This window comes from Candidatus Fusobacterium pullicola, from assembly GCA_018883725.1.
Taxonomy (GTDB): domain Bacteria; phylum Fusobacteriota; class Fusobacteriia; order Fusobacteriales; family Fusobacteriaceae; genus Fusobacterium_A; species Fusobacterium_A pullicola.
Genome location: JAHLFN010000045.1, coordinates 1 through 21,480, shown reverse-complemented (window position 1 = coordinate 21,480; position 21,480 = coordinate 1). Strand labels below are relative to the sequence as shown.

Annotated in this window: 18 protein-coding genes, 1 pseudogene and 1 riboswitch; of the genes and pseudogenes, 13 read left to right on the top strand and 6 right to left on the bottom strand. The window is 30.2% G+C overall.

The annotated features are described in order from the left end of the window. A pseudogene (locus IAA47_04940) lies at positions 1 to 238 on the top strand (hypothetical protein). A gap of 60 nt (positions 239 to 298) precedes the next feature. Here IAA47_04940 and IAA47_04935 read toward each other — a convergent pair. The 3 genes from IAA47_04935 to IAA47_04925 all read right to left on the bottom strand — a co-directional run bounded on the left by IAA47_04935 (position 299) and on the right by IAA47_04925 (position 5,764). Next, positions 299 to 1,090, bottom strand: coding sequence for a MetQ/NlpA family ABC transporter substrate-binding protein (locus IAA47_04935; GenBank protein ID MBU3842314.1), 792 nt, complete (start codon positions 1,088 to 1,090; stop codon positions 299 to 301). 108 nt (positions 1,091 to 1,198) lie between these two features. Continuing rightward, positions 1,199 to 1,284, bottom strand: a riboswitch (SAM riboswitch). A gap of 61 nt (positions 1,285 to 1,345) precedes the next feature. Then, positions 1,346 to 3,907, bottom strand: coding sequence for a single-stranded-DNA-specific exonuclease RecJ (recJ, locus tag IAA47_04930; protein ID MBU3842313.1), 2,562 nt, complete (start codon positions 3,905 to 3,907; stop codon positions 1,346 to 1,348). Positions 3,908 to 3,916: 9 nt separating this feature from the next. Then, positions 3,917 to 5,764 carry a transglycosylase SLT domain-containing protein gene (locus tag IAA47_04925; GenBank protein MBU3842312.1) on the bottom strand — a complete coding sequence of 616 codons (1,848 nt, stop codon included), beginning with the start codon at positions 5,762 to 5,764 and terminating at the stop codon, positions 3,917 to 3,919. Positions 5,765 to 5,913: 149 nt separating this feature from the next. On the opposite strand from IAA47_04925, the gene mutL reads away from it, so the two are divergent. The 8 genes from mutL (at position 5,914) to IAA47_04885 (ending at position 13,270) form a co-directional block, all read left to right on the top strand. Next, positions 5,914 to 7,803 (top strand): DNA mismatch repair endonuclease MutL, encoded by a 1,890-nt coding sequence (mutL, locus tag IAA47_04920; GenBank protein MBU3842311.1) that lies wholly within the window; start codon positions 5,914 to 5,916, stop codon positions 7,801 to 7,803. Between the two features lie 9 nt (positions 7,804 to 7,812). After that, on the top strand, positions 7,813 to 8,280 hold the full coding sequence (gene rlmH / locus IAA47_04915; protein ID MBU3842310.1) for a 23S rRNA (pseudouridine(1915)-N(3))-methyltransferase RlmH: 468 nt from the start codon (positions 7,813 to 7,815) through the stop codon (positions 8,278 to 8,280). 66 nt (positions 8,281 to 8,346) lie between these two features. Beyond that, on the top strand, positions 8,347 to 8,688 hold the full coding sequence (locus tag IAA47_04910; protein ID MBU3842309.1) for a hypothetical protein: 342 nt from the start codon (positions 8,347 to 8,349) through the stop codon (positions 8,686 to 8,688). Beyond that, a complete protein-coding gene (locus IAA47_04905; protein MBU3842308.1) occupies positions 8,688 to 9,059 on the top strand; it encodes a DUF1934 family protein in 372 nt (123 codons plus the stop codon). The genes IAA47_04910 and IAA47_04905 overlap by 1 nt, the downstream gene beginning before the upstream one ends. A 10-nt stretch (positions 9,060 to 9,069) precedes the next feature. Continuing rightward, entirely contained in the window at positions 9,070 to 10,530 is a 1,461-nt protein-coding gene (locus tag IAA47_04900) for a tetratricopeptide repeat protein (protein MBU3842307.1), read from the top strand. 37 nt (positions 10,531 to 10,567) lie between these two features. After that, complete coding sequence (gene lysS / locus IAA47_04895; GenBank protein MBU3842306.1) at positions 10,568 to 12,049, top strand: lysine--tRNA ligase; 1,482 nt, start codon at positions 10,568 to 10,570, stop codon at positions 12,047 to 12,049. A gap of 184 nt (positions 12,050 to 12,233) precedes the next feature. Beyond that, the gene (locus IAA47_04890; GenBank protein ID MBU3842305.1) at positions 12,234 to 12,581 is read left to right on the top strand and encodes a CidA/LrgA family protein; all 348 of its coding nucleotides are present in this window, start codon (positions 12,234 to 12,236) and stop codon (positions 12,579 to 12,581) included. Further along, a complete protein-coding gene (locus tag IAA47_04885) occupies positions 12,581 to 13,270 on the top strand; it encodes an LrgB family protein (protein MBU3842304.1) in 690 nt (229 codons plus the stop codon). Before IAA47_04890 ends, IAA47_04885 begins: the two co-directional genes overlap by 1 nt. Before the next feature lie 58 nt (positions 13,271 to 13,328). On the opposite strand, the gene IAA47_04880 is transcribed toward IAA47_04885, so the two are convergent. The 3 genes from IAA47_04880 to IAA47_04870 all read right to left on the bottom strand — a co-directional run bounded on the left by IAA47_04880 (position 13,329) and on the right by IAA47_04870 (position 15,854). Continuing rightward, the gene (locus IAA47_04880) at positions 13,329 to 14,009 is read right to left on the bottom strand and encodes a Crp/Fnr family transcriptional regulator (GenBank protein MBU3842303.1); all 681 of its coding nucleotides are present in this window, start codon (positions 14,007 to 14,009) and stop codon (positions 13,329 to 13,331) included. A gap of 152 nt (positions 14,010 to 14,161) precedes the next feature. Continuing rightward, the gene (locus IAA47_04875; protein MBU3842302.1) at positions 14,162 to 15,199 is read right to left on the bottom strand and encodes a sugar kinase; all 1,038 of its coding nucleotides are present in this window, start codon (positions 15,197 to 15,199) and stop codon (positions 14,162 to 14,164) included. 19 nt (positions 15,200 to 15,218) lie between these two features. After that, positions 15,219 to 15,854: a bifunctional 2-keto-4-hydroxyglutarate aldolase/2-keto-3-deoxy-6-phosphogluconate aldolase gene (locus tag IAA47_04870; GenBank protein MBU3842301.1), complete on the bottom strand. Its 636-nt coding sequence runs from the start codon at positions 15,852 to 15,854 to the stop codon at positions 15,219 to 15,221. A 266-nt stretch (positions 15,855 to 16,120) separates the two neighbouring features. Here IAA47_04870 and IAA47_04865 point away from each other — a divergent pair, with 266 nt between their 5' ends. The 4 genes from IAA47_04865 (at position 16,121) to IAA47_04850 (ending at position 21,403) form a co-directional block, all read left to right on the top strand. Beyond that, a complete protein-coding gene (locus IAA47_04865; protein MBU3842300.1) occupies positions 16,121 to 17,017 on the top strand; it encodes a hypothetical protein in 897 nt (298 codons plus the stop codon). A 259-nt stretch (positions 17,018 to 17,276) separates the two neighbouring features. Then, positions 17,277 to 18,683 carry a glucuronate isomerase gene (gene uxaC, locus IAA47_04860; protein ID MBU3842299.1) on the top strand — a complete coding sequence of 469 codons (1,407 nt, stop codon included), beginning with the start codon at positions 17,277 to 17,279 and terminating at the stop codon, positions 18,681 to 18,683. A 34-nt stretch (positions 18,684 to 18,717) separates the two neighbouring features. Next, entirely contained in the window at positions 18,718 to 19,767 is a 1,050-nt protein-coding gene (gene uxuA, locus IAA47_04855; protein MBU3842298.1) for a mannonate dehydratase, read from the top strand. Positions 19,768 to 19,798: 31 nt separating this feature from the next. Then, positions 19,799 to 21,403: a mannitol dehydrogenase family protein gene (locus IAA47_04850; protein ID MBU3842297.1), complete on the top strand. Its 1,605-nt coding sequence runs from the start codon at positions 19,799 to 19,801 to the stop codon at positions 21,401 to 21,403. The last annotated feature ends 77 nt before the right edge of the window (positions 21,404 to 21,480 follow it).

The following is a 21,480-nucleotide window of genomic DNA, read 5'->3' as shown; positions in this document are numbered from 1 at the left end:
TACTGGAGAAGAGGGATTAGAAACCCTTGAAAAGATTTTTAATCAAGAAGATGTAGCAGTAAGAATAACTGATAACGTAAGATTTGGAAGTAATTTAAGTGCTAGTGAAGTATGGGAACTTATGGTATATTTAGGATATTTAACAATAAAAAACAAATTAAATGATGGAAGATATCGAGTAAGAATTCCTAATATGGAGATAATGAAAATCTTTAAAGATGAATTTTTAACTATTATAAAAAAAGAGGCAATTGGAAACTAATTATATCTTAGTTTTTCCACGCCTCTTTTTATATAACTAAAAAGCTGCAATTACAGATCCTTTATATGTCTCGTTAATAAAGTTTTTAATATTCTCTGTTCTAAGCTCATCAACTAAAAGTTTTACATCAGGATCATTAATGTTTTCATCTCTAACAGCCACTATATTAGCATAAGGAGATTCAGGACCTTCAATAGCTATAGAGTCTTTTGTAGGGTCTAAGTTTGCTTGAAGAGCATAGTTACAATTTATAACAGCCACATCAACATCTTTTATTACACGTGGTAATTGTGGAGCTTCAATAGATTTAAATTTTAATTTTTTTGGATTTTTTATAATATCAAATTCAGTAGCACTAAGGTCAGTAGGGTCTTTTAATGTAATAATTCCCTTGTGATGAAGAAGTAATAAAGCTCTTCCACCGTTTGTAGGATCACTAGGTATAGCAACTACTCCACCTTTTTTTACCTCATCTAAAGATTTATATTTGTCAGAGAAAGCAGCTATCGGAGAGATAAAAACTCCTTCACCAATTTGAGAGATTTTTAGATTTCTTTCTGTTCTGAATTTTTCAAGATAAGGTGCATGTTGGAAAAAGTTTGCATCTAAATCTCCACTAGCTAGAGCTAAGTTAGGAGTAACATACTCATTAAATTCAATAATCTCCAAGTTTACACCCTTTTCCTTTAGTTGAGGTTTAACAGCTTGTAAAATCTCTGCATGTGGAACAGCTGAAGCCCCAACTTTAAGTGATTTAGCAAAGGAATAACTTCCTAGTATAGAAAAAGCTAAAAGTGTTGTACATAGTTTTTTTGATAAATTTGTCATAATAAAATCATCTCCTAAAAAGTTTTTTATTACAAAAATATCCATAAAAAAAATCTCTAAAATTCACATCAAGAATTTTAGAGATAAAGGTCATAGACTATTGATCTTAAACCATCTACATGGAATTAGCACCACACTAAAAGTAGGTTGCTGAAACGTCATAGGGCCAGTCCCTCAGTTTCTCTTGATGGATATTTATTGTTTCAATTATGATATAATAAAAAAGTGTGTTTGTCAATAAATTTCTATAAAATTTTATAAATATAGTAATATATCCCTATTACAATAAAGCACAGAGTACTTATCAAGTGAAGCTAAAATCTCTTTTCTCATACTGATTGGGAGTATATTAGAAAAGAGATCTCTTTTAGTTAGTAACTCTTCATCTACAAAAACTATATTTTCAGGTAGAGTATAGTTATCAACTATCTTATTAAATCCCTCTATTTCAATATTTTCATTTGAGAAAACAAGTGAATTTTTATCTGAAAAAGGTGAAAAATCCATTTTCTTATCAACTATGTAGTAAGAGTATCCCTCTTGGAATTCATCAGCTACATCTACACAGCTTAAAGTTCTCTTAGAAGGAACAGTGTCAGTAACAAGAAGCACCTTTTCTCCCATACTTTTATAGTATAGTCCAATAGTTTGGATAATAGTATTTAATCCTCTTCCCTTTTCTACAATAGCAAGGGTATTTTTTTTCTCTTTAAAAACAGAGGCAAGAACAGTTTTTTGTATAGAGTTATAGTTAAAATCACCAAGTAGGAAATTCTTTATATCTCTAAATAGTTCTCCCTGTTTTAAAGAGTATGATACAAACTCATAATCTCTATCAATTACAATATGTACATTATAGTTTTCATCTTTTAGTATAATATCCTTTATACTAACTTTGAAGTTATAACCATAGTTTTTTCTTAATTCCAATAGAAGATAAGAGGTTTGATTATCCAGTGTAGTTAGATAGTTTCTATTAAGAGTAACATCTACCTCATAATCATGGTAAATAAGTTTCAATTCAGAGTTTTCTAAATTTTTTCTAGTATAGATTACAGTTTCAATAGGAAAAACTGTATTATATAGAGAGTAATATCTCTCATATAGATTTTCTTTGTGACTAGGGAGTTGCATATCCTCAACATACATCTTATATTGGTATCTATCCTTATAGGTTTCAAGTTTTAGTTTGAAAGCTATATCAGCATGTGTAATAGAAGCAACTTCACTAAATACATCATCACTATTAAACCAAACGCAGTTTTTTATCTCAAGATTATCTTTTTTTACATTGAACATAGTGTGAGTCTTCTCTTTTCCAATAGGACGAAGCCCAGATATCTCACAGTTATTTAGAGCAAAAAGAGGAGAAGGGTTTCCAAAACCAAAAGGCTCTAAAAGAGATATCTTATCTATAAAATCATAAGAGATTTTATAGGCTGGAATAGTGATATCCAACTTAACAGGTTTTATCAAAGAAGATTCAGGAATATTTTTCTTAGCATACTCATTAATTCTTCTAGAGAACTCATCTATATTCTCAATCTTGATAGAAAATCCAGCTGCCCCAGCATGTCCACCATATTTTACAAAAAGTTCCTTCATAGAGTTGAGAGCCTCTATCATATTGAATCCCTCAATACTTCTACATGAAGCAGTGGCTATCCCTTCCTCTGGTTTTATCTCCATGATTATAGTAGGTTTGTAGTATCTATCCAGTATCTTAGAAGCAACTATTCCTATTACTCCATGATGGAAGCCCTCTTCTGCCACTACTAGAACACTATTTTCAAAGAGTTTTTCATTTTCTATCTTAAAGATAGCTCTTTCTAGGATAGTTTCCTGTATCTCTTTTCTTTCACTATTGTTATTTAACAGTTCATTTATTATCTCTGTACATATTCTATGGTCTTTTTCTATAAAGAGTTCCACAGCTCTCTTAGCATCCTCTAATCTTCCAGCGGCATTGAAGATTGGAGCTATAATAAATCCAATATCATAGGTAGAGAATTTTCTAGTTTGATAGTCCTCAAATATTTTTCTTATAAGCATACTTATTCCAAGCCAATGACTTCTATTAAGTTGCTCCATTCCAAATTTAGTGAATATTCTATTCTCTTCTAAAAGTGGAACTATATCAGCAACAGTACCTATTGCTACAATATCAAGGTATTTATATAGGTCCTCTTTTTTACCAAGTTTATCAAATAGGGCATAGATAAGCATAAAGGCAGTACCTACACCAGCAAGATATTTATATGGAAACTCATTATCCTCTCTTTTAGGATTTATTACAGCATAGGCTGGAGGATTTCCATTGTTGATTTCATGGTGGTCAGTAACAATTATATCCAGTCCTAATGAATTAGCATACTCTATCTCTGGATGAGCAGATATTCCACAGTCAACAGTGATAATTACCTTTCCACCTTGAGACTTTATATAGTCCATAGCCTCCTTATTTAATCCATACCCCTCATCTCTCAATGGGATATAGTATTTAGGAGAGATATCAAGTTCAGATAGAGCCAGATAACATAAAGAGGTAGAGGTGATACCATCTACATCATAATCTCCATATATCCAGATATCCTCACCATTTTCTTTAGCTTTTAGTACTCTTTCAACAGCCCTATCCACATCCTTAAGAAGTAGAGGGGAGTGTATATTATCTAGAGATGTATTTAAAAAATTGTGAATCTCTTCAGAGTCCTTTATATTTCTATTGTATAGAAGATTGAGAATATCTCTATCTATATTAGGTTCAATATTGTGAGAGATTTGATTCTCTCTATATATCCATCTTGTGTTTCTCATTATACCTCCTTAAAAATTATAGATTCTTGAATAGAAAATATATGTCATAAACATATTTTGTAAGAAAAATCTTTCCTCTGGAATAGTAATAGAGGCAAAATTAATATCATTAGTATAACCGAAAAATATCAGGTCAAGGTACTCCTCCCCATATACATAAGCTATCAGTGTTTTTATCTTATTCCCATTATACTTTGTTAGAAGATTTTTTAATATCTTAGTTCCCTCTTCAATATTTGTATTCACATCAAAAAGCTCAAAGAATCTTAGAGAGTTATCATCTGTATACGGAATATTCATAATACCAAATTTTGAATCATCAGAAATATAGAATGGATTAAATCCAGTAATAGTATGTATGATAGTATATATTAATTCCTGTGGAACATCATATTTTTTTGAGCACTCTCTAATTATATCTTGATAGTAAAGGGGGAAGTTATATCTAAATAACTCCTTGTAATCAGCAAAATCCTTTAGAGACAAAAGTGAGTTTTTAAATGCTAATTCATAGAAATTCCCACTCTCTAATATTAAAGTTGTAGCTAAAGTACCCTCTGGATTTCTCTTTTTAGCAAAGCTACTTTTTTGAAAAGCAACTTTTAATATCTCTCTATCTTCAAGTTCAGCTATTTGAGAAAGTTGATCTAACTCTAAAATATCAGCCTTTGGGATAAAATCTTGAGGTAGAGGTAGTTGAGTACTTAAAATAGTGTTAGAGAAGTTTATTAAATCCTCTAATGAGCTAAATTGTGTAAGAGGAAGATTCTCCTTCTCTAATGATCTTTTGAAATAAAGACCTATATAGGTATCTGGATATTTTTGAGCTAACTTAGTGATAGCTTTTTGTGAGTTTTTCTCATCGTTTAGGTAAAGATATGAGAAAGCAGCCATAGAATCAGTAATAATATTCTTATCCTTTACATTTTTTAAATTAGCAATAACATTGTTATAGTCATTCAGAGTAAAATATATACCAGCTGAATAGTAGTTAGCTTTAGAGTAAAAATCTCCTTTTCCAATAGAGTTAAAAAGATAAAGTGCTCTGGAAAAATCTCTCTTCTTGTAGAAAGTGATCCCTCTATAGTATTTGAATATATCTGAAAACTCGTTGTTGTAATTTTTAGTAAGCTTTAAAATCTCATCATACTCTTTATTTGTCATTAAAAGCTCAAAATAGTCAGTATATATCTCAGCCTTTTCCTTTTGAGAAAGATTATTCTTACTTAATAGAAGTGTATAGAACTCTACAGCTTTTTCATAATCTTTCTTTGAAGAGAAGAATTTACCGATTTTTAATAATTCTGGAACAGAGAAATCATCCATTACAGAAAAGTTATATTCAAATTTTAATTGTAATTTTTTCTCGTAAATGGGTGAATACTCCTTCAATATCTCCAAAGCTTTTTTTTCATAGTAAGATATGAAAGGATAGTAAGTATTAGAGCCTACTCTGTTTAGGTAAGTTATAGCTTTTTGAGTTTCACCAATTTTCATAAGGGAATCTCCAAGAGCAAAATCTCTTTCTGCAAAAAGGTGTAAATTTTCAGTTTGACTATTATCTGTTAATAGGTTAGTTGAGATATATACAGCTTTTTCTAAATAGTAAGCAGCCTTTTCATAATTTTCTAAATGGTAGTAATTCATACCGATATAGAAATAGGCATAGTTATTTGATAAAATTAATGACAAAGGAAAAGTCTTCATCAGTGTTTCAAAGTTAAGTTGAGCCAGTGAATAATTTTTACTGTAATAGGCTTTTTTCCCATCTAGGAAAAGAGTATAGTCTTGATTTTTATAGGAAAAACCAAGATTGAAATATATAAAAAATATAAAAATAGATATAATTTTTTTCATAAATAAGCACCTCATAATTTAGCATCTACATATAATTATCTCAAAATAATAAGAAAATAGCAATTAATTTTATAAAAAATATCTTGAAATTCTCTGTAAATTATTAGATAATTAAGGGGAACAATAAAATTTTTTAAGGAGGTGAGATTTTGGGAAGAATAAGAATATTGGATGAATCTGTATCAAATATTATTGCTGCTGGAGAGGTTGTAGAAAATCCAGCAAGTATGATAAAGGAGTTATTGGAGAACTCATTAGATGCAGAGAGTAAAAGCATAAGAGTAGAGGTAAAAAATGGTGGAAGAGATGTAGCTATAATAGATGATGGAGTAGGAATGTCTCAAGAGGATCTATTGCTTTCTATTGAAAGACATGCTACAAGTAAAATTTCTAAAAAGGATGATTTATACAATCTATATACCTATGGATTTAGAGGAGAGGCTCTCTCTTCAATAAGTGCAGTTTCTAAGATGACACTATCGTCTAGGAGTGAAGAGGATGAGGTAGGCTCTCAGATTACAGTTTTAGGTGGAAAGGTTACAAGCTTAAAAGATGTTCAAAGAAATAGAGGAACAACCATTGAGATAAAAGAACTATTTTTTAATACTCCAGCTAGATTAAAATTTTTAAGAAAACCAACAACTGAATATATTAATATAAAGGATATAATAATACAGGAGGCTCTATCTAATCCAGATGTAGCTATAATGCTAATATTAGATGGAAAGGTAAGTATAAAAACTAGTGGAAATGGAATAGACAATACCATTGTAGAGATATTTGGTAAAAACATTCTAAAGAATATGAAAAAGTTTAAATTGGGATATCTAGGAAATGGAGCTATATATAGAAGTACAAAGGATTCGATATTTATCTTTATAAATAATAGAATGGTAAAATCTAAAATTGTAGAGAATGCAGTAATAGATGGATATTATACAAAGCTTATGAAGGGAAAATATCCATTTGCTATCATATTTTTAGATGTTAATCCAAAAGATGTAGATGTGAATGTACACCCATCTAAAAAGATTGTAAAATTTGCTGATGAAGAGGGGATATACAACTATGTCCTAAAGGAGATAGAGGAAACCTTTGCTAGAGATGATGATTTTGTATCTCCAACACTTCAAGAGAGAATAGAAAAAGAGGAGAGTAAATTTTTAGATTTTTCAGAATTTGAAAAATTTACTCCGATGAAATCTGAACCTCAAAGATTTGAAGAGATGTTAGTAGAAAAAGAGGAGAAAAAGGAGAGTAAAGTTGAAAGTATCATCTATGAAGATGAGGAGTTAGAGAATGAAGAGGAGATACCTTCATCTAACTATACTGAAACAGATGATATAATAGATGAGTATCCTATTCAAGAGATAAAAGAGGAAGAGAGTAATTTTAAAGTAGAGGAGCCTCAAGAGGAAAAGAAAGAGAAGGCTAGTGTTGAAGTAGTTAAGACTCAAAGAGTTGAAGAGAGAAAGAAAATAGAGTTTAGAGTTATTGGACAGGTGTTTGGAACATTTATTCTAGTAGAGAGAGATGGAATATTTGAAATATATGATCAGCATATAGTTCACGAAAGAATACTCTATGAAAAATTAAAATCTCAATATTATGGAACAGAGGTAAGTATGCAACAACTTCTAGTTCCAATAAGAGTGATGGTAGACCCAAGGGAAAGGGAGTTAATATTTGAAGAGGAGGAGAATTTTTCTAAGGCAGGTTTTGAAGTGGATAGATTTTCTGATAATGAGATATTAATAAGAGCTGTTCCTATGATAGATTTTAGAGATAGTATTGAAAATATATTCAGAAATATTTTAAAGAATATTAAAGAGAATAGAAATGTAGATATAAGAGAGAGTATATTGATATCTATGTCTTGCAAGGGGGCTATCAAGGCAAATGAGAGGTTGACACATGAGGAGATGGAGAAGATAGTAGGAGAGCTACATGAGATAGGAGAGTATACATGTCCACACGGTAGACCAATCATAGTTAAGATAAGTAGAGATGATTTGGAAAAACTTTTTAAAAGAAAGTAGGAGAAAATTTTGAATATAAATGTTGTGTGTATAGGGAAGGTAAAGGATAAGTATATCTTAGAGGGAATAAATGAGTTCTTGAAAAGAATGCAATCTTTTGCTAAAATGAAGATAGTAGAGTTAAAAGAAGATGGAAATGATAGTAATAGAAATGTTTCTATTGAGAAAGAGTCTGAGGATATCTTGAAAACACTTGAAAAATTAGGTGGATATAATATACTATTAGATATACAAGGAAAAAACTACTCATCAGAGGAGATGGCTACTGAGATAGAGAGATTGACTGTGAATGGAGTCAGTACAATAAACTTTGTGATAGGTGGTTCATATGGTGTATCTCAAAGAGTAAGAGAGAATAGTCAGATGAGACTTAGTTTTTCAAAGATGACATTTCCACATCAACTTATGAGATTGATACTTACTGAACAGATATACAGATGGTTCAGTATAATAAACAATGGAAAATATCATAAATAAAATTAGTTAAAATTTAGATTTGAGGTGGAAAACCTTAAGTCGTTTAAATATCAAGGAGGAATTTATATGTATTTACAAGGAGAAACTTTTTATCACGATATAGATGACGAGGAGTTTGAGTTAAGCGTAGTTGAAAATATAACTATGAGAGATAAGGAGTATATAATAGCTGAGGACTTAGATGGAGAGCTACATGTTTTTGTATATGATGAAGATGAAGAGGAGATCTATCCATTAGAAGATTCAGAGGCTATGGAAGTAATCGAGTATTGGCAAGATGAGTATATGAGTGGAGATGATATCGGAGATTACGAAGATGATGAGTACTACGATAGAGAAGATGAGGATTATAACGATAGATATGACAATGAAGATTACTATGAAGATGATGAAGAGGATTACTATTAATGAAAAAATTTATAATTAAGAATACAGATAGCTATGGAGAAAAGAGTTTTGAAGTTGTTAAAGGAACTTTAAGAGTGGAAGAGTCACAAGTTATCTATGAATATGAGAGTAAATTAGGAAGATGTGAAGTAACTGTTTCAGATAGAAGAGTTATAATCTCAAGAAAAGGTGAAGTATCTGCAATAGTAGATGTAGACCTAGATAGGAAGACTGAGTTTGTATATGTTACAAAGGAGATGAAGAAACTTTTTCATATTGAAGGGGAGAGTATCCAAAGAGATAGTGAAAATGGAATCATAGAGTTTTCTTATAAGATTTATGAGGGGAATGAGGAGCTAAATAGAATAACTATAGCCATAAAGGAATATTAGTGGAGGAGATATGAAAAAAGTTGTGTACTTGTGCTTAGCACTGTTATTAGCGAGCTGTACAAGTTTAGAGAATCTAAAAAATGAAACAGCTAAAACAGATAGTAGCACAGAAAAAAATTGGAATATAGGTGGAGAGCTTAAGACTGAAAAAATTATTTTAAATACTTCAGCCACAGAGGGTATTCTTTCTGATATTTCAAATAGCTTAAAAAGAGGTTATGTAAAGGAGTATAACACCACATATAGAGATAATTATGAGGTATATGTTGGTGATTATGTATCTCTACCATTGGGGATAGGAGAGGACAGTTATAATATGTTTTTTTCTCCATTGGGAACATCTTATGAATTAGAGATAAAAGATGGAAAATTATACTTTAGAAGTATCTATCAAGGTAACTATGAGATAATGATATATTCTGCTGGTTCTTTTAGTAGAAAGATAACAATTATAAATAAGTTAAAATATGAATTTACAGAGCAAAACAACTATGAGGTAATAGCCCAAAACTATCAAAGTAATAATTTAAAGGGGTTATCTAACAGTGTAGCTGTTCATAGAATAGCTTTTCCAAATAGTTTTAGAGATAAAGAGATATCTTTTATGTTAATAGATTTAGCTGGAAAAGATGGAAATACTAAGATAATAAAAGAAGAGATAGATTTCTTACAAAAATATACAAAGCTAGATGAATATGACAAGCTTAATATAGTAAACTCTTTGAAAAAGGTACAGGATAAAAACTTTGAATTGAGCTCATCACTACTTGAGTTTGATAGTTCATCACAAAACTTAAATCAAGAGATAGCAAATCTTATAATAACTAAGGATAATCCTACTCAAGATGAGATAATATTTTTAGAGAAAGTTTATAGTGTAAACTCAACTCCAGATGAGAATTTGGGAAATTACATCGGAAACTGGTATGTGAAAAATGGAAATGCTTTAAAGGGAGCTGAATATCTAAATAAGGGAACTATGGGAAATGTAGGGGAGCTACTACCAGCTTTACCTACAACTAATGGTCAACTTATAGGTAACCTACCAGCTACAGAAAACCTAGAGGCTAAAAATTATACTCAATATTTGACTTTCTTTGAAGAGGGAAAGAAAAACTTTGAGAAGGAAAACTATGTAGAGGCTGTAATATATTTTGAAAAGGCTTTAGAGATAGATAAAAATTATATAGAGAAAAAAGACATATACTTTTATCTAGGACAGAGCCATTTTAGAACAGAGAATTATTCAGAAGCTGTAAAAGATTATAAAAATTCTCTAAATTTAGAAAAAAATGATGAAAAAAAAGCAGAAATATATTATAATATAGGAATGACATACGATAAGCTTGGAGATAGTGAGCAAGCTGTAAATTATCTAACTTATGTAAGACAGAACTACAAGAACTCACCTTGGAGTGTAAAGAGTAGTTTATATCTATTACAGCAGATGCAACAATATCCACAAAATTAAAAATATAAAATAAATATAGAAGGAGAAGAGAAAACCTATGGAGAGATATTTTGATAGGATAGCTAATGATGCTCTTGTTATGGAAAAATGGAAAAGAGTAGAAGAGCTAAAAGAGATGGGAATAAAACCATTTGGAGAGAAGTTCGATAAGAAGAACATGATAGGAGACATTTTAACTCATACTCCAGAAGAGGAATTAACATTTAAAACTGCTGGAAGAATAATGGCATACAGAGGAAAAGGAAAAACTGCTTTCGTTCACATTGAGGATATCAGTGGAAGAGTTCAAGTTTACCTAAGACAAGATGAGTTAGGAGAGGAAAACTACGCTCTTGTTAAAAAAATCGGAGTAGGAGATATCATAGGAGTAGAGGGAAAACTTTTCCTTACTTCAACAGGAGAGCTAACTATAAGAGCTTCAGTAGTAACTCTACTTTGTAAAAATATAAGATCGTTACCTGAAAAGTTCCACGGACTTACAGATATCGAAACAAGATATAGAAAAAGATATGTAGACCTTATAATGAATAAAGATGTAAGAGATACATTTGTAAAAAGAACAAAAATTATATCAGGAATTAGAAGAATATTAGATGGAAAAGGATTCTTAGAGGTAGAAACTCCATTAATGCACCCAATCTTAGGAGGAGCTGCTGCAAGACCATTCATCACTCACCACAATACTCTTGATATAGATCTATATATGAGAATTGCTCCAGAATTATACCTAAAAAGATTAATCGTTGGAGGAATGGAAAGAGTATATGAATTAGGAAGAAACTTCAGAAACGAGGGAATGAGTACAAGACACAACCCTGAGTTTACAATGATGGAATTATACCAATCATATGCTGATTATAAAGATATGATGGATTTAGCAGAGGAGATAATCAGTACTCTAGCTAAGGAGATATTAGGAACTTCAACTATCACTTACAATGGAAAAGAGATAGTATTAGAGAACTTTAAAAGAGTTCATATGGTTGACTTAGTAAAAGAAGTTACAGGAGTAGACTTCTGGAATAAGGATATCACTTTTGAAGAAGCAAAAGCTTTAGCAAAAGAGCATCATGTAGAAGTACCTGATCACATGAATACAGTTGGACACATTATCAACCAATTCTTCGAAGAGAAATGTGAAGCAACTATAGTTCAACCTACATTCGTTTATGGACACCCTGTAGAGATATCTCCACTTGCTAAGAGAAATGAAGAAGATCCAAGATTTACAGATAGATTTGAGTTATTCATAGACGCTAGAGAATATGCAAATGCTTTCTCTGAGTTACAAGATCCAGCTGACCAAAGAGGAAGATTTGAAGCTCAAGTTGAAGAGGCAGAAAGAGGAAACGACGAAGCTACTCCAGTAATAGATGATGACTTCGTAGAAGCACTAGAATATGGACTTCCACCTACAGGAGGAATGGGAATTGGAATAGATAGACTTATCATGTTATTAACTAACTCTGAGTCTATTAGAGACGTATTATACTTCCCACAAATGAAACCAAGAGACTAGTTGTTAGAACTAAATAAAAGATAAAAAAGAATAAAAAAAGGAGAAAAATTTACCTATAATGTCCTATTTTATATAGGAATGAATAGATAGATTATTCTCCTTTTAACTTTTGTATATCACTTATAAGTAACTACTTAGCTACTAAAATATAAAAATTTTAAAAGGTCTGTAGTAAGGAGAAAAGATGATTAAAGAATTTTTACTGATATTTATTATAAACTACATAGGAGTAATTCTAACAGAGATTTTGCATCTACCTATTCCTGGAACTATTACAGGGATGTTATTACTGTTTGCGTTACTATATTTTAAGATTTTAAAACTTTCTCATATAGAGAATGCTGGGAACTTTTTACTTTTAAATATGACAATATTTTTTCTACCTCCTTCAGTGAATCTGATAGAGAGCTTATATTTATTGAAAACAGGAATATTTAAAATCTTATTTTTAGTAATTTTTTCAACACTATTAACTATGGTGGTTACAGCTTGGACTGTACAGTATCTTATTGAAAGAGGAGAGAGAAAATAATGGAAGGAATAACAAATAATCCACTTTTTGGAGTAATAATAAGCCTTGTAGCTTTTGAAATAGGAAAATTTATATTTGGTAAAACTAAGTTGGCAATACTTAATCCTCTATTGATAGCAACAGTAATTGTTATGGGGTTTTTACATTTTTTTCATATATCAGTTGGGGATTATATGTTAGGAGGAAATCTAATAGTTTTCTTTTTGGCTCCTGCTACAGTTGTACTAGCTATACCACTTTTTCAACAGGTAGATTTATTGAAAAAACATTTTATCCCAATATTAGGTGGGGGGATAGTAGGGGCTGTAGTGGCTATACTTTCAGTTATAATACTTGGAAAAGTTTTAGGAATAGATCATCAAATATTGGTATCTTTTATGCCTAAATCAATAACTACACCAATTGGAATAGAGCTTTCAAAGATGTTAGGTGGAATTCCATCACTTACAGTTTTTGCAATAGTTATTACAGGAATAACAGGAAATGTGACAGCTCCTTTTATATATTCAATTTTTAAAATAAGAAATCCAATAGCTAGAGGATTAGGACTTGGAATATCTAGTCATGCCGTGGGGACAAGTAGAGCTATTGAGATGGGAAAAGTAGAAGGGGCTATGAGTGCACTTTCTATAGTAATAGCTGGAATACTTACAATAATATTAGCTCCAATATTAAATATATTCTTATAAAAAAAACTCAGATATTAAATAACCTCTAAAAATTAGAGTAAAAATATCTGAGTTTTTTCTATTTTTCATTAAAGTAGTTAAGAAGCTTATTAGGATCATGTATAGTGAATCTTTTTCTAACAACAGTAATTAATCCTAATTCTGAAAGAACTTTAACCTGTCTAGAAACAGTTTCTCTTTTAGCTCCTAAAACTTCACTTAGATATGTTATAGAAAGATCAAAATTAATTTCAATTCCTTTATCTGTAATTACACCAAAATCTTGAGCTAGCTTATGAAGTTTCAAAGCAATTTGTTTATCCACAGTGATAGAGTTTGATGTATTCTTTATTTGATGAGACATAACTCTATTTTTATATATTAATGATTCAATAACTCCCTTAGCTAAAGGATAGCTTTTTTCTAATACTTTTACAAAATCCTCTCTATCTATTTCAAGAAGTTTTGTTGGAGCAAGGAATTCACAACTAAGTAGAGTAGTATTTTCATATATGATAACCTCGTTTAAAACTACTCCACTACCAAATAGGAAAACAACCTTCTTAGTATTATCAGGATTTGGTTTATAAAGAGAAGCCACTCCTTCTAAAACAAAATATATAGTATGAATTTTCTCTTTATCAGAGTAAAGTAATTCTCCCTTTTTATACTCTTTTATCTTAGCAATTGAAGCTAATTCCTTTATTGTTTCTTTGTCAAGATTTTGAAATAACTTTATCTTTGAAAGTTCTTTTTTCAAAATTTTCACCTCCATAGCATGTTATCTATATTATATAAAAAATAATAGAAATTTACAATTAAAAAAATATAATTTGTTCTAAAATAAAAAAAACTGCCATCTGGGAGGATGGCGGTTCTTTTGTCATATATAATAATTTAAGTTTAGGTGGCTTATCTATTCATCTCAGATGTGCTTCCATTATCATGGTCAGCAATGATACTTTCTACAAGAGAGGCATCAGCACAAGAGATATCTCCAACAATAGTATTTTTTAATACAGAGTTTGCATTTCCATATTTCATAGCTTTTTCAGGTTCGTTGAAGTGTAGTAATCCGAATAATACTCCAGCTACATAAGCATCTCCACTTCCAATTCTGTCAACTATTTCAATATTTTCATAAGCTTTTTCAGAATAGAAAGTATCAGCTTTTCTATCGTATACTAATGATGAGAAATTATGAGATTTTGGAGAATTTACAACTCTTTGAGTAGAAGCTATGAAAGCTAAGTCATACTCTTTTGCAAAAGCTCTTATTATCTCTTTTAAATCTCCAGTTTTTTCAAACATTTTTCTGAAAGTTTCTTCAGAAGCAAATAGTATATCTACATCTGGAAGAATTTTTTCTATTTCAACTTTAGCTTCAGGTTCAGACCATAAATTTCTTCTGAAGTTAACATCAAAAGAAACTAGAGCCCCTCCTTTTTTAAAGTTAGCTATTAAATCCTTTGTAAGTTGCATTGAAGTTTCACAAAGTCCTAAAGATATTCCACTTGTATGGAAAATTTTTGTTTTTCCATACACTTCAGGATTAACATCATTAACTGTCATTCTTTGGAATGAAGAGTTTAATCTATCATAAGTTACATTTGGTTTTCTAGGTGAAGAACCATACTCATAATAGTATATTGGCATACGTTTGTATTTACTATCATCAAATATTAGGAAATCATCAGCTACTCCATTTAGAGTCATAGATTTTCTAGCAAATTTACCTAATTCGTTATTAGGTAGAGTAGTTAACATAGCTGTTTTTTCTCCAAGAGTAGATACAGAGCTAGCTACATTAAACTCTGCTCCTCCCATCTGTTTAGTAAGTAGGTTTCCTTGGATAAGCATCTCATTATTAAGAGGAGACAATCTCATTATCATCTCTCCACAACAGATTAATCCAAACTCTTTATCTGGGTAGTTAAATATTTTATTCATTAAATCTCCCTCCAAAATACTATTTACTTCTAATTTCTAATAATTTTTTTCTGAAAGCTTGAGCAGTTGCTATTATCTCTTCATCAGTTCCAGAAGCTAATTTTCCTCCAGCTCCAACAGCGATTACTCCATTTTTGAACCATTCTTCCATATTTTCTAAGCTTACTCCACCAGTAGGCATAATGTTAGCTTGAGGTAATGGAGCTTTTACAGCTTTTACAAATGATGGTCCAAAAGCACTTCCAGGGAATAATTTTATGATGTCAGCTCCATATTGCATAGCTGTTGTCATTTCAGTTATAGTCATACATCCAGGCATATATGGTACTTGGTAAAGGTTACATAATTTAGCTGTTTCCTTATCAAATGCAGGTGAAACAATAAACTCTGCACCAGCTAAAATAGCTATTCTTGCAGTAGCTGCATCTAATACTGTTCCAGCTCCTATTACCATTTCATTATTTGTATCTTGCTCTTTAAGAGCTTTTATTACTTCAGTTGCTCCAGGTACTGTATAAGTAACCTCTATAGCTGGAATTCCACCTTTAGCACAAGCTTTAGAGATTCTTACTCCCTCTGCTACACTCTCTCCTCTTACAACTGCTACTATTCCTATATCAGCAAGTCTTTCTAAAATTTTCCCTTTTTTTAACATGTTATTTCCTCCTAAACTTAACTTGTTCTTACAATATAACTATATAATAAATAAATGAGAAAAACAACATAAGTATAGCGTTAAAAGTTCTGTATATGAAACTATTTTGGAGTTATAGAGATTAAAAATCTTAAAATACAAAGTTTTTATAATTTTCAATAAAAAATAAAATTTCATATATGAAAAAATATAAAGAGTTATATCTTTGAAAATTGTAAAAAAATTAGTTATAATCTAAATGAATTAGAGAAAAAAGGAGGAAAATTGTGTTAGAAATATTTACAACAAAACTGATGCCTATAATTCTATATTTTTTAATAGGATATAGTTTAAAAAAATTTGGAGTGTTAAAAAAAGAGGAAGCTGGTGTGTTGATAAGGTTGGTATTTTATCTTATGTCACCAGCGGTAATAATAACCTCTATGAGTAGTATGAAATTTAGTGAAACCTTAATTTACTATCCAATTTCAGCTATATGTATTCATATATTTATGTACTTTTTAACTTTAATAATTGCTAATAAATTGAAAATTAGTGATAAAGAAAAAGTTATTTTTAGAGGTTCTACATTGATTATGAATATGACCTTTGTTTTACCGTTTTTTATTGTATTTTTTGGAGAGGAGAATGTATATTTATTATCACTTTTTGATGCTGGAAATCTTCTAATGGTTACAACTGTTGTATATTCAATTTTTATAACTAATAGTGGAAGCTTATTAAATAAAATTAAAACAGTATTAAAATCTCCATTGATTATCTCAATGATAATAGGAGCTTTATTGAATATAACAGGAATAAGATTACCTAGAGGAGTAGAGATAACGATTCAGAATATAGCTAGTATAACAGGAACAGTCATAATGATAGCATTAGGTGCTTATTTTACACCTAAATTTTCAAAATTAAAATTGAGTGTTATCGTTATTTTAGTTAAGATGTTAGGGGTTCTTTTTATAGGAACTATTTTAGGAAAGGTTTTACCAATAGATGAAATGGGAAAAATGTTGATTCTATTGGGAGCTATGTCACCGGTAGGAAATAATGTATTGAGCTATGCTTTAATAACAGATGGAGATGTTGAAATGGCTACTAATGTTATTTCATTATCTAATATAGTAAGTTTTATTGCAATATCTGTATTATTAGTTTTGTTTAATTAAAGTAAATAAATTGATAATTAAAACAATTTTTAACTATAAAAAAATATAATTTTATTGAAGAAATGAGATAGAGCTAAAAACTATCTCATTTTTTTAATGAGTTTTGTAAAGTATTATTTAGTTTTACAACTTTTGAACACTGTACTATAATAATACTATTAATATTTTTTTAGAAAAAAAAGAGAAAAAACTATTGACATTTTTTTATAAATAATTTATTATTCTAGTATACAAGTATAAAAATAAGAGGAGGTCAAAGATGATAAGTTTTATGAATGAAGATTTTTTACTAAAAAATGAAGTGAGTAAAAAATTATATCATGAATTTGCAAAAGATATGCCAATCTTTGATTATCATTGCCATTTAAACCCAAAAGAGATAGCAGAAAACAAAGGATATGACAATTTAACGCAAATATGGCTATATGGAGACCACTATAAGTGGAGAGCTATGAGAAGTAATGGAATAGATGAGAAGTATATTACAGGGGATGCTAGTGATTACGAAAAGTTTTTAGCTTTTGTTGAAACAATAGAGTATTGTTTTGGAAACCCACTATATCACTGGTCACACCTTGAATTAAAAAGATTCTTTGGAATAGAAGAGGTAATAAATAGAAAAAATGCTGAAGTTATCTGGAATAAAGCAAATGAACTTTTAAGAACTCCAGAATTTACAACTAAAAACTTAATAAAAAGAGCAAATGTAACAGCACTATGTACAACAGATGATCCTATAGATTCATTAAAGTATCATTTAGAGATAAGTCAAGATAAAGAGTTTGGAGTAAAAGTATTACCTACTTATAGACCAGATAAGGCTATGGGGATAGAGAAAGCTGGATATGTTGAATATGTATCTAAGTTAGCAGAAGTAAGTGGAGTGGAGATAAACTCTTTTAAAACTTTTGTAGAAGCTCTAAAATTGAGAGTTAAGTTTTTCGTAGAAAGAGGTTGTTTAGTAACAGATTTAAGTTTAGAAGATCCGTTTTTCAGAATAGTTAGCGATGAAGAGATTGAAAGAGTATTTCAAAAAGCTTTATCTGGAATAGAATTAACTTCTGAAGAGAGAGAAGCATATAAGACAATGTTATTTGTAGAACTAGGAAGAGAGTATAAAAAGTATGACTTAGGAATGCAGATACATATGGGAGCTCTAAGAAATAACAATACAAGAATGTTTAATAAATTAGGAGCAGATATAGGGATGGATTCGATAGCTGATAATAATTACGCTAGATCTTTATCATCACTATTAAATGAACTAGAAAAAACTGGAGAGTTACCAAAAACAATTCTTTACTGTTTAAATCCTAAAGATAATGAAGTTTTAGGAACTATGATAGGAAACTTCCAATGTGGAGAGATGCCAGGAAAAATGCAATTTGGTTCTGGTTGGTGGTTCCTTGATCAAAAAGATGGAATGATAAAGCAGATGACAGCTCTAGCTAATCTAGGATTATTAAGAAGATTTATTGGAATGTTAACTGACTCAAGAAGTTTTATCTCTTATACAAGACATGAGTATTTTAGAAGAATTATGTGTAACTTAATAGGTACTTGGGTAGAAGAAGGAGAAGTTCCATTCGATGAAGAGATTTTAAAGGCTATGATACAAGAGATTTGTTATCTAAATGCTAAAAATTATTTTAAATTAGAAATATAAAAATTAAAAATATATAAATTTTAAGGAGGCATAAATGAAATTATCATTTAGATGGTATGGAGATTCAGATCCAGTAAAATTACAGTATATCAAACAAATACCTACTATGCATAGTATAGTTACTGCTATATATGATGTACCAGTAGGACAAGTATGGGAAATGGATAAAATATTAGCTCTTAAGGAAAAAGTTGAAAAAGCTGGACTAAAATTTGAAGTAATAGAGAGCGTTCCTGTACACGAAGATATAAAATTAGGATTACCTACAAGAGAGGTATATATCGAAAACTATAAGAAAAATATAGAGAACTTAGCAAAAGCTGGAGTAAAAGTTATATGCTATAACTTCATGCCTGTATTTGATTGGACAAGATCTCAATTAGATAAAGAACTAGAAGATGGATCAACAGCGTTAGTTTACTATAAAGATCAAGTGGATAAATTAGATCCTTTAAATAGTGAACTATCTTTACCAGGATGGGATTCAAGCTATACAAAAGAAGAGATGGCAGATCTTTTTGCTAAATATAAATCATTAGGAGAAGAGGGATTATGGGAAAACTTAAAATATTTCCTTGAGCAAATAATTCCAGTAGCAGAACTTAACGACATTAAGATGGCTATACACCCAGATGATCCACCTTGGCCAATATTTGGATTACCAAGAATCATAACAAAAGAGGAAAACCTAGATAGATTTTTAAAATTAGTTGACAATAAATACAATGGACTTACTTTATGTACAGGTTCATTAGGATGTGCTAACTTCAATAACATGCCAAAATTAGTAGATAAATACAGTGCTATGGGAAGAATTCACTTCATGCACGTAAGAAATGTAAAGTTACTAAATGATGGTGTGAGCTTTGAAGAGTCAGCTCACTACTCTGGATGCGGATCATTAGATATCGTTGAAATAATGAGAGTATTACATAAAAATGGATTTGATGGTTACCTAAGACCAGATCACGGAAGAATGATTTGGGGAGAAACTGGAAAACCAGGATATGGATTATATGATAGAGCTTTAGGAGCAAGTTATATAACAGGAATTTGGGAAACTTTAACTAAATTAGGAAAATAATTATAGAGATAGAAATATTCAGGAGGCATAAATGAAATTAAACTTAAATGAGATGAAAAATATAAAAAATATAAGTGAAGTAGTAACTCCTGCATATGATATAGAAACTGTAAAAGAAAATACAATGAAGGCACCAAAGTGGTTACACTTTGGTGCTGGAAATATTTTCAGAGCTTATGTTGGGAAGATGCAACAAAATCTTTTAAATAAAGGGCTTGAAAATACAGGGATTATCGTTGCAGAAAGTTTTGATACAGAGATTATAGATAAAGTGTATAAGCCACATGATAACTTAACACTATCAGTAATTTTATCAAAAGATGGAAACTTCTCAACAGAGGTTATAGCTAGTATAGTTGAATCTTTAAAAGCTGATACAGATAGAGAGATATTAAAAGAGATAGTAAAAGCTCCAACTCTTCAAATGATAAGTTTTACAATAACAGAAAAAGGATACAACTTAAAAACTCCAAATGGTGAGTATATGAAAGTTATTGAAGAGGATTTCCAAAACTCTCCAGAAAAATCAAAACATATAATGAGTATAGTAACAGAGCTATTATATGTGAGATTTAAAGCAGGAGCAACTCCAATAGCTTTAGTAAGTATGGATAACTGTGCTGGAAATGGAGATAGAGTAAGAGCAGCTGTTCTTGATATAGCAGAGCATTGGGCAGAGAAAGGATATGTAGAAAAAGAGTTCTTAGCTTATATAGCTGATGAGAAAAAAGTAGCTTATCCTATTTCAATGATAGATAAAATTACTCCAAGACCTGCAGAAGTTGTAAAAGAACACCTAGAAAAATTAGGTTTTGAAGATATGAATATAGTAGTTACTTCTAAAAATACATATACTGGAGCTTTTGTTAATGCTGAAGCACCTGAATATTTTGTAGTAGAAGATAAATTCCCTAATGGAAGACCAGAATTAGAGAAATCAGAAGCAGGGGTGTATGTAACAGATAGAGAAACAGTTGAAAAAACAGAAAGAATGAAAGTTACTACGTGTTTAAATCCATTACATACAACATTAGCTGTTTATGGATGTTTATTAAATGAAAAAACAATATTTGATGCTGTATCTAATCCTGAATTAAATAAGTTAATAAAAAATATAGGATATGGAGAAGCATTAAAAGTTGTAGATGATCCAAAAATTTTAAGTCCAAAAGCATTTATTGATGAAGTTATTAATGAAAGATTTGCTAATAAGTTTATACCAGATCAACCAGAGAGAATAGCAACTGATACTTCTCAAAAAGTAGGAATAAGATTTGGAGAGACAATTAAAGCATACTTAGCAAGTGATGAGTTAAGAGTAGAGGATATAAAATATATTCCATTAGTTTATGCTGGATGGTTTAGATATCTATTAGGAATAGATGACAATGGAAATGAGAGAAGTATTAGTCCAGATCCAATGTTAGATATGTTAAAAGAGAAAATGTCTGGAATAGAATTTGGAAAGCCAGAAACTTATAAAGGACAATTGAGAGAAATATTAAAAAATAAAATGATATTTGGAGTAGATTTAGAAGAGGTAGGTATGGCAGATAGAGTTGAGCAGTACTTCGTAGAGATGTTAGCTGGAAAAGATGCTGTTATAAATACTTTAAAAAAATATTTAGGAGAATAGAGGAGGAAAGATGAAAAAATTTTTAAATCTATTATTGATAATAGGGTATTTATTTTTGTTAGGTGCTTGTGGAAAAG